This window comes from Paraburkholderia bengalensis, assembly GCF_037126505.1.
GTDB lineage: Bacteria > Pseudomonadota > Gammaproteobacteria > Burkholderiales > Burkholderiaceae > Paraburkholderia > Paraburkholderia bengalensis.
Genome location: NZ_JACFYJ010000180.1, coordinates 1 through 7,118, shown reverse-complemented (window position 1 = coordinate 7,118; position 7,118 = coordinate 1). Strand labels below are relative to the sequence as shown.

General features: G+C 58.0%; 5 protein-coding genes and 1 pseudogene. 3 read left to right on the top strand and 3 right to left on the bottom strand.

What is annotated here, in order from left to right:
- Positions 1–169 precede the first annotated feature (169 nt).
- Positions 170–2,485, top strand: coding sequence for an Orn/Lys/Arg family decarboxylase (locus H3V53_RS41885; protein WP_336602852.1), 2,316 nt, complete (start codon positions 170–172; stop codon positions 2,483–2,485).
- Positions 2,486–2,579: 94 nt separating this feature from the next.
- Entirely contained in the window at positions 2,580–2,846 is a 267-nt protein-coding gene (locus H3V53_RS41880) for a hypothetical protein (protein WP_336602851.1), read from the top strand.
- Between the two features lie 836 nt (positions 2,847–3,682).
- Here the strand turns inward: H3V53_RS41880 and H3V53_RS41875 are convergent.
- From H3V53_RS41875 to H3V53_RS41870, 3 genes and pseudogenes are all read right to left on the bottom strand, one after another.
- Positions 3,683–4,330 carry a hypothetical protein gene (locus H3V53_RS41875; RefSeq protein WP_336602850.1) on the bottom strand — a complete coding sequence of 216 codons (648 nt, stop codon included), beginning with the start codon at positions 4,328–4,330 and terminating at the stop codon, positions 3,683–3,685.
- Between the two features lie 185 nt (positions 4,331–4,515).
- Positions 4,516–4,826 (bottom strand): annotated as a pseudogene (locus H3V53_RS44020) (four-helix bundle copper-binding protein).
- Positions 4,810–5,274 (bottom strand): hypothetical protein, encoded by a 465-nt coding sequence (locus H3V53_RS41870; protein ID WP_336602849.1) that lies wholly within the window; start codon positions 5,272–5,274, stop codon positions 4,810–4,812. The pseudogene H3V53_RS44020 and the gene H3V53_RS41870 overlap by 17 nt, the downstream one beginning before the upstream one ends.
- Positions 5,275–6,036: 762 nt before the next feature.
- On the opposite strand from H3V53_RS41870, the gene H3V53_RS41865 reads away from it, so the two are divergent.
- Positions 6,037–6,927: a transporter substrate-binding domain-containing protein gene (locus tag H3V53_RS41865; protein WP_336602848.1), complete on the top strand. Its 891-nt coding sequence runs from the start codon at positions 6,037–6,039 to the stop codon at positions 6,925–6,927.
- Positions 6,928–7,118: the final 191 nt, after the last annotated feature.

The following is a 7,118-nucleotide window of genomic DNA, read 5'->3' as shown; positions in this document are numbered from 1 at the left end:
TTCCGGCTCAGTGCGCTTCCGGAGTGAGTTCAGCGGGCAAACCAGGCGGCGCCCAGTGCGGCAGCCCGCTTGCCTGGATCCGCCAGCTATCTGCGACGCGGGGCGAGGCACCCAGGTGTATGTGTGATCGCGCCGCAGTCCGGGATTGCGGCCAAGACAGGGGATTTCGATGACATCTCACACCGAACCCATCCTTCGCCGCCTCGGCATGAAGGCACTTCTCGTGCATCACGAGACCGAATCGCGCTCCGCAAGCGGACGCGCCACGCAGGGGTTAATTGCCGAACTCGAGCAGCGGTTCGTCAACGTCATTGTTGCGACTACGGCCGACGATGCCGTTGCGGTCATCGCAGCGGATCCTCTCATCCAGTGTCTGCTACTGCACTGGGAGCTCAGCAACGATGAAACTCATCAGCAGGCGCAGCGCGTGCTCGATGCGCAGCGCAAGCGAAGTGCGACGGTTCCCATCTTTCTGCTGGCGAGCCGCACGAGTGCATCGACCGTACCTGTCGATGCGATGCAGAAGGCGGACGACTTCATCTGGATGTTGGAGGACACGACCGCTTTTGTCGCGGGAAGAATCGTCGCCTCCATCGAACGCTATCGCGTGACCGTTCTTCCCCCGATGTTCGGCGCACTGGCGCGCTTCTCGCGCGTATTCGAATATTCGTGGCATACCCCCGGTCACGCGGGCGGCACGGCATTTCTCAAATCCACCGTGGGACAGGCGTTGTTTGAATTCTTCGGCGAACAACTGTTTCGCTCGGATTTGTCGATCTCGGTTGGAGAGCTCGGGTCGCTGCTTGACCACAGCGGGTCAATCGGTGAGAGCGAGCGTTATGCCGCGAGGGTATTTGGCTCGCATCGCAGCTACCACGTGACCAACGGTTCGTCGATGTCGAACCGGGTGATCCTGATGGCAAGCGTCACGCGCAACCAAATTGCCCTGTGTGACCGCAATTGCCACAAGTCCGCAGAGCACGCGATGACCATGTCTGGTGCGATTCCGACCTATCTCGTGCCGTCGCGCAACCATTACGGAATCATCGGGCCGATCATGCCGGAAAAGCTCACTGCAGCGGCGGTCCGTCTGGCAATCGAAGAAAACCCGCTCGTCGGAAATCGCGCAGGTGTGAGCCCCATACCCGTCCATGCGCTAATTACAAATTCGACTTACGACGGTCTCTGCTACAACGTCACACGCGTCGAAGAACTGCTCGGTCAAAGCGTCGACCGTCTGCATTTCGACGAAGCGTGGTACGGCTACGCGCGCTTCAATCCGCTCTACAGGGACCGCTTTGCGATGCACGGCGATCCTGCGCAGCACGATGCTTCGAAACCCACCGTGTTCGCGACGCATTCGACGCACAAGCTGCTGGCGGCACTGTCACAGGCGTCATTCATTCACATTCGCAACGGGCGCAATCCAATCGAACATGAGCGCTTCAACGAGTCGTACATGATGCATGCGTCGACGTCGCCGCAATACGCGATCATTGCATCGAACGATGTCAGCGCCGCGATGATGGACGGTCCCGGTGGTGAGGCGCTGACCACCGACGCTATTCGCGAGGCCGTGTCGTTTCGTCAGATGCTGGGCAGGTTGCATGCCAAGTTTGAAGAAGAAAGCGACTGGTTTTTTGATGGCTGGCAACCGGAGTTCGTGCTGGATAGAAAGACAGGCCGCCGCACGCCGTTTCACGAAGCCAGCGAAGACCTGCTGACCACCGACCCTTCATGCTGGGTGCTGCATCCGGGAGAGGCGTGGCATGGCTTTGGCAATATCGAAGACGGATATTGCATGCTGGACCCAATCAAGGTCTCCATCGTGACCCCGGGCATTGCGCCGGGGGGCGGACTGATGTCAGTCGGCATACCGGCCTGTGTGGTTACCGCTTATCTCGCCCATCAAGGAATCATCGTCGAGAAGACCACGGACTTTACGATTCTCCTGTTGTTTTCGCTTGGCATCACCAAGGGCAAGTGGGGAACCCTGGCGAACACGCTGCTCGACTTCAAGGCCGACTACGATATCAATCGCCCACTTGAACAGGTGTTGCCAAGCCTGGTGGCGAGAGATCCGGACCGCTACAGCGGCATGGGGCTGCGTGAGCTGTGCGATCTCATGTTCAGCGCGATGAGCGATCTCAAGACAACGGAGTTGATGGCGCGTGGCTTTTCGACGCTCCCACGACCGGACTTCAGCCCGCAACAAGCCTTCGAACTGCTCGTGCACAACGACATCGAATTGCTTGAACTTGCCGAGATGGAAGGGCGCACGGTAGCGACGGCGGTGGTGCCTTATCCGCCTGGTATCCCGCTGTTGATGCCGGGCGAGAACGCGGGGCCTGCCGACGGTCCTATCCTGGGCTATCTGAAGGCGCTCGAAGAATATGACATGCGCTTCCCGGGGTTCACGCATGACACGCACGGTGTTTCTGTGGCGGATGGTGTGTATCGCATCGCGTGTGTTGCGAGGCGCTGAAAAGGGAAGGACCGCCGCGGCTTTCGTTTCGTCGCGTGAGGTTTTCCGTCTTTGTCTGGCAAATCAAGTTATCGCAAACAGGAGTCAGGTCGTTATGAGGAAAACCATTGCAACCGTGATTACTGCGAGCCTTGCGCTGCTGTCTGCCCCCGACGTCTGGGCGCAAGGAAACCCGACATCGGGGTCAGCCGCCGGTCATCCAGATGAGATCGTAAAGATGCACCAGCAGGTCGCGGCGGCGAATCGCGAGTACGACCGGGAGGTAGCCGCGGCAAGGAAGGTCTTTGACCACAAGAAAGCAGAGGCCAAAAAGAGAAGGGACGCCGCGGTTGAAGCCGCTCAGAGTGGGGTGAGCCAGTAGCTCGACCGCGACAAATGCATCATTTGAAAACGGTCATCCACGTGTAGAGCGACTTCTCAACCGGCCCGTTGACTCGAAGGAGGGAAGGGATGATGAGCAAGCGGGAGGCGTGGCAGGTTATACGTCGGGAGGGCGTTCGGCATGCGGCGTATGAGATGGCCGAGAGTGGGATGTTTGCCGGGTGGGAGGCGATTGAACGCGCTTTGTGTTCACGTTATGACGCCGGGGACGTGCACACGGTGACTGATAACGCGTCCTGCAGGATCGATCTGGACCAGCGTTGCAGCCGAGCGAGAGCCGCCACGTCAAGTTCATCGACCATGGGAGGGTTGTCCGTTCAGCCTCGGACTCACGACAGGAAGTTGTTGGGATCCGTAGCCTCGGCCGGACTCCGATCGTCGCCAATATCATCTGCAGAGTCGACCGAAAAGCATCGACCAAGGACCGCGGAGCGTATAGGCCGGGTCATGGCCGACGGCAGCAGGTGGACCGTCGCCGAACTGGCGGAAGGACTCGGGGTAAGGAAACAGAATGTGTGGATGGCATTGACCGGGATGCAGGCCCATGGGTCCGTGCACGTAGCCGGCAAAAAGGCGTGTTCGGGTGGGCGGCGCTCAGAACGGGTTTATGCAACTGGTCCGGCTTTGAATGACGCGCTGGAGTCGCCTGTAGATCCTGCATCGTGGTGGCCGCAGGCAGATCTGGCGCTGGTCGCGGCCATGGATGCAATGGTGCGCTGCCGATGACGGGCATGTGACGCCTGTGCTCACGGTAAAGCAACGGGCCACGGCACGCGCCGCGTAGCCCGGCAGGCACACATCCGGGTACGAGAGAAATCAGAACGCTACGCCCGCAGTCACCATTAACCCATTGGTCCAGAAAAATTGCGACTCAATGCGGACATGACCGATCCTGCATCCAAGTGCGGGAAAGATACCGGGAGCGAATCCGCCAACGTTCATCGGCAACTTGTCCTTGTATGCACCCGTATAACCATGAACAATGCCGCCGACCATTTTCCCATAGAAGGGAGAAGACCCGAAGTTATAAAGGTAACCGCCGTAGATGACCTGCGAAAACTGTCCAAATGAATTGCGGAATAACGCACCGCCCAAGAGCCATCCGTTGCTCTTGCGAAATTCCGCACCAATCAGGGGGGAAAAGGGGATGTGATCAGGGTCGTCGTGGTAATGAACATTGTAAACATTTGTCTGAACCGATATCTCGTCGGCGCATACGGCGCCGCTACATATTATTCCGGGCGCAAGAACGAACCACGCAACCGTCGCCTTCAGAAATCGCCGTCGAGCATACGCGAGTAGCTTTGCGCACATATCAAGCATCCCTCGCTCGGTGTGCGTCGTGTCCCGATCAAAGCGTTCGGGTCTTTGTGATCGGGTGTACGGACACATAAACTTCTGTCGAATTAAAGCCATCAGTCCCATCGCCCGGATGCCGACAGGGTAGACAGTCTTGACAATCACAATCAGTCACGTTTCGTTGCGCGCTGTCGAATCAGAGTGCAGCCTTACGCGAATTCGCATCAGCCTTTGCAAACCGGCCGACTTGTTAGTCCGCGTCCTCCTCGTCAGACGCCCACGTCGGGGCGCGTAGCCGGAAAGATGTGCGCCTCACGCAGATCGTACCGTGTAGAAAGTGTCGGACCGTTCTATTCCGTCGAGACGGCTCGACACGCTTCAGTACATATCCGGCATGCCTGGCTGGATGTGTGGCAGTGCCCGGACAGATGGCGCGTTGATTCACCTTTGCGCTCGTCACGGATGCAGGCGCAGAGGGAGGCAATCTCCGGCGTCAGATGACTTTCGCGTGCTAAAGACCGGAGGTAAAGCGGCACAGCAACGCGCATTCGCCGTTGAGCCGTGTGCAGTTGGCCAAATCCGCGACGTCGGGTTCGCTAAGGGAACCAGACATGCAGCGCTCACACCCTTCAGTGCATGGTTGACTAGGGTTCTTGCTCATTGATTAACCTCCAGCTCCTGGCTGATGAGCTGCGTCCGACCGTGTCCTGCAGTTTGCTCATCCTGCGATGCGTCGACGTTCCACGCGCGGTGGCAAATCTTATTGGGCCATTTTCTATGGCCTTTTCTGGTGCCTCGCCACCTGTTATCGACAGCTGAGTCACGGCCTCTGTCGAGCATAGGGCGATTCCCAGTGAAAGAGCGATGCGCTGACCGTGGTAAGAAGACAGATCAAGACGCAGCACGGCATCGATGATCTGCCGCTTGCCCAACTGGAAAGCGAGACGAATCTGTTGATCTGTTGTGTCGCGTGCCCCCAGCCACTCGCAGATCGCTTCATATGAAATTGAAAACGCTCGGTATCCCCAGCCGAACTCATAGGCCGTGAAACACACCATCGACCCGCCGGACAGCATGGGCGCCGTAATGCGGACGGTCGGATGATTCATGGAGAGCTCCTGGGCCGAAGCACTTTTCAAGATCGCATACCGACAGGATACGACCCGTCGCAACGATCTTTTTGACGAAAATCAACGCACAACCGGCGACGCGTTTGCGATCCCACGTTTCTGGCCAATCGTACTGTGGTAATTGGCGATAGATAAGGTGGGAAACCGGCTTGTCGCCAGCGGTGTGGCCGGCGTCGTTCGTATCATCAGTTCTGGCGCGCCGACATATCAGACGTGCTTATTGCGGCAGCAAACGATCACCATGCCGGTCTGACGCCGGCGATGACCTGAGCAAGCGTAAGGAACAGGTTGACGCCGACGCTTACCCATGTGCTACGGGCAGCAACAGCCGAACGTTCGGCCGGCGAGTGTTCCGGATTCTCAGGACCGTCGAAGAGTGTTTCGGGTTTCATAAAGTAGGCCTTCCGGTGCGGTGAATGCTGGCCATCTCTCGCTGCGCGACAGTCGTCCCGGGCAGTTGTAGCGCCCCCACTCTGGCACCGGGGAAGAACCGGCAAATCGCCGGAACAAGCTTCAGAGGTACAGCCTTCAATCTTGCTCAACGCGCTAGTTGCGTCAATGGCGAAACCTCGTTCCACTGCAACGGTGCCGTTGATCTGAATCAACCAGATGCCCCCGCTTCGACCTTATGGTCGATCTAGTATGCATTCGTGCTCAATGAGGCACCGACACCATTCGACCCGCCTGGTCGGAACGCACCGCAAATAGAAGCTTGTAACCCATCCTGATCTGGGAGGCATCATGATCAATCGACTCCGTCAGGCGCTCGTCGCATTGTTTGTCGGTCATGCCGCGCTGACGCTCTCACACGCGCAGACATTGGACAAGATTGCCCGAAGCAACCAGATCGTCGTCTCCTACCGGGAGTCTGCGATACCGTTCAACTATCTGCTAACGCCGCATAAGGCCGTTGGTTTTTCGGTGGATCTGACCGAAGCGATTGTTGACGATGTACGTAAGGCACTTCGAAGGCCGGATCTCTATACCGTTTATATGCCTGTTACCGGGCAGAACCGGATTCCGTTGCTCATCGACGGCTCAATTGATCTGGAGTGTGGGTCGACGACCAATACATCGGCGCGCGGCAAAGAAGTGACGTTTTCAACCAACTATTTCTATGCCGGCACGCGATTGATGGCGAAGCGTGAATCGCATATCGGCGACTACTCCGACCTCGCACACAAGGTTGTCGTCACCGTTGGGGGAAGCACCAACGAGAAGGCCCTACGTCGGCAACTCGACGCACAGCATGTCGACGCGGGCATAGTGCTGACAAAAGATTACGCCGATGCGCTGCGCGAGGTCGCAAACGACAGGGCAGCAGCGCTCGCACTCGACGATGTTCTGCTCTACGGGCTTCGTGCGAACGCGAGCGATCCAGATACGTGGGAGGTCGTCGGCAAGACGGTGCAGATCGAACCGTATGCGTGCATGGTCCGAAAAGATGATCCGACGTTCAAGCGGCTCGTCGATGGTACGCTCACAAGGCTGATCAAGAGCGGCGAATTCACGCGTCTTTACGCAAAGTGGTTCGAATCGCCGATCCCATCGCGCGGCGTGAATCTCAAGATGCCGATGAGCGTCGAGTTGAAGGAGAACCTGACTGAACGCAGCGACCGCCCCACACAATGAGTAGAGGCGATCACCCGGACATGAGCGTGTCGTCGATCACCCGTTGCCCCGCGCTAAACCCAGCCATGAGTGCCGCCGCTTCTGTTCCAAATTGAGCTAAAGTCGAAAGTGGTGTACGGGGGATTGGGGCGAAGGATTGAAGGCGGTGGAGGATTCAGCTGAGAATCTGATTGTCGAAGTCGGAAACCAGC